The 2,238-nt window shown below is 67.5% G+C and carries 3 protein-coding genes; 2 read left to right on the top strand and 1 reads right to left on the bottom strand.

Annotated features, from left to right (window positions below):
* A partial coding sequence (locus EOA33_RS39465; protein ID WP_190234449.1) for a hypothetical protein occupies window positions 1–235 on the top strand: 235 nt, incomplete at its 5' end.
* A gap of 14 nt (window positions 236–249) precedes the next feature.
* Here EOA33_RS39465 and EOA33_RS32875 read toward each other — a convergent pair.
* A complete protein-coding gene (locus EOA33_RS32875; RefSeq protein ID WP_127407515.1) occupies window positions 250–1,749 on the bottom strand; it encodes a winged helix-turn-helix domain-containing protein in 1,500 nt (499 codons plus the stop codon).
* A 149-nt stretch (window positions 1,750–1,898) separates the two neighbouring features.
* On the opposite strand from EOA33_RS32875, the gene EOA33_RS32870 reads away from it, so the two are divergent.
* The coding region (locus EOA33_RS32870; RefSeq protein WP_145989431.1) for an AraC family transcriptional regulator at window positions 1,899–2,238 on the top strand (340 nt) is incomplete at its 3' end.

The following is a 2,238-nucleotide window of genomic DNA, read 5'->3' as shown; positions in this document are numbered from 1 at the left end:
GTCGCTGGTCGGCACGGCCGAGGCCCGCGTCGGCCATCCCTGGACGCCGCGCAGCGCCGCCGGTGTCGCCCGCCGCAACACGACATGGCGGGTGCTGAGGCACACCACTGCCTGGGTCGCGACCTTGCCGGCCGGCTGCGTCCGCACCAAGGTCAACGGCTTCGACGTCTGGCGTTGCGGCGGCACCTACTACCGGGCCTATCAGGGCCGCTACATAGTGGTCGTCGTCGATTGACGATCGGCCTCGGGCTAAACCTCGCCGAGGGCAAGTCGCACGCCTTCGGCGAGATGCTCGGCATCTGCCCGGTTCTCGAAGGGCACGCCGCGCAGCGCGTAGTCGAGCGGCGCAAAAGCATCGCCCTCCTCGATGAGGGCGATCTGCCGCCGCGCCTTCTCCATGTCGCCCATCTGGGCATAGCAGGCCGCCAGTCGCGTCCGGATCCAGGGTGCCGGACGCGTGGCCAGTTCCAGCGCTTCCGCCGCCTGCCGGTATTCCCCCATCATGTAGAGCGCCAGCGCACGGTCGAACTGGTACCAGTGCGGGTGCAAGGGATCGATGCGGATGCCGCGCGCCAGCCAGGTCAGCGCCTCCAACGGGCGGCCGCGCATGGTCAGCAGCATGCCCATCTGCTCGATGCTGTCGGCATCGCAGGGATTGAGCCGCAACGCGATGCGCATGTGGTGCTCGGCTGCCTCGTGGTCGCGCATGTAGAGGCGGATCAGCGATTGCACGCGATGGCCGGTCGGCTGGTCCGGCGACAAGGCCAGGCCCTTGTCGGCAAGGTCCCGCGCGTTCTGCAGCACCGCGTCGCTGGCGCGGCCGAACTCCCCGTCCAGCGAGCGCGCCAGGGCGAGATAGGTGTAGGCCAGCCCATAATTCGGATCCTTGGCGATGGCCGCCTCGAACAATGCCTCGGCGCCGCGCTGGTCGGTCTGGGCCGGATCGCGCAGCAGCGCAAAACCGCGCAGCAGAAGCTCATAGGCGGCGAGGCTGGTCACCGGCTTGCGTGAGGCCTGTTCCAGCCCGGCATTGGTGACCCGCGTGACCAGCCGGCTGACGATCTGCTCGACGATCTCGCCTCCGGTCGCGAACAGACCAGCGCCCTGCGACTGGTAGCGGTCGCCCCAGAGCTGGCTGGCGGTCGCGATGTCGACCAGGCTGACGGCCACCACGACATGCTCGCCTTGCCGGCGCAGCGACCCTTCGACCAGGTAGTCGGCGCCGATGCGGGCACGGATCTGCGGCCACTCGCCACGGCCGAAGGAGGAGAAGGAAAAGCTCGAATTGCGCGCCAGCACGGTGACTGTACCGAAGCGGGCCACGCCGTTGATCAGATCCTCGGCAAAGCCGTCGACCATCGCTTCGTCGGCCGGATTGCCGCTCTCGTTGCGAAAGCGAACGACCGCCACGATCGGCTGGGAGCTCATCTCGGGCGGGGGTTCCGCCTCCCCGGCAAGCATGTAGCCGCGCTTGGAGACGGTGCGCACCATTTCTTCGCCAAGCACCTTGCGGATTTCGCGCACCGACTGCGTGAGCGAGTCCTCGGTGACGTAGACGCCCGGCCAGACAACGTCCATCAACTCCGCTTTCGGCACGACACGGCCCATGTTTCGGGCAAGATGCGAAAGCAGGGCGTAGGCCTTCGGGCGCAGGAACAGCGGCTCGTTGACGCCGCGCAACGTGCCCATGGCGAGGTCGAGCGTGAACCCGCCAAACCGGTATACCTGATCGGCAGCCGCCGTGGTCATCGGGACGCCCCTTCCCCGGACACTGGATCATGCCGCTTCGATTCCCACATCGACGGGGCATGACCGACGCATTATTGCGCAGTGCGCAATTTGGATCAAACTGACTGTCCGCGCGGGCATTATCGTCGGCCGGCCAAATGCGAGGAACCATGCACCCGACCGAGAAAGCGCTGTGGTTTGTCGAAAGCCATCTGCCGGACGCGATTTCGCTTGACGATGTCGCGCAAAGCAGCGGCGTGTCGCGTTTCCATGTGACGCGCGCGTTCGGCGCCGCCACCGGGCGCTCGGTGATGGGCTACATGCGCGCGCGCCGCCTGAGCGAGGCGGCGCGCAAGCTTGCCGGCGGCGCGCCCGATATTCTTTCGGTCGCGCTCGAAGCTGGCTACGGCTCGCATGAGGCTTTCACCCGCGCCTTCCGCGACCAGTTCGGCACCACGCCGGAACTGGTGCGCGCGCAAGGCTCGACCAACACCCTAGACCTCGTGGAGC

The organism is Mesorhizobium sp. M4A.F.Ca.ET.050.02.1.1 (assembly GCF_003997725.1).
GTDB lineage: Bacteria > Pseudomonadota > Alphaproteobacteria > Rhizobiales > Rhizobiaceae > Mesorhizobium.
Note: the sequence above shows the minus strand (reverse complement) of the source record. Positions and strands in the feature narration are given on the sequence as shown.

Bases quoted from the DNA above. Each gene is read 5' to 3' on its own strand.
- EOA33_RS32875 (WP_127407515.1), bottom strand. From the start codon at position 1,749: ATGACCACGGCGGCTGCCGATCAGGTATACCGGTTTGGCGGGTTCACG.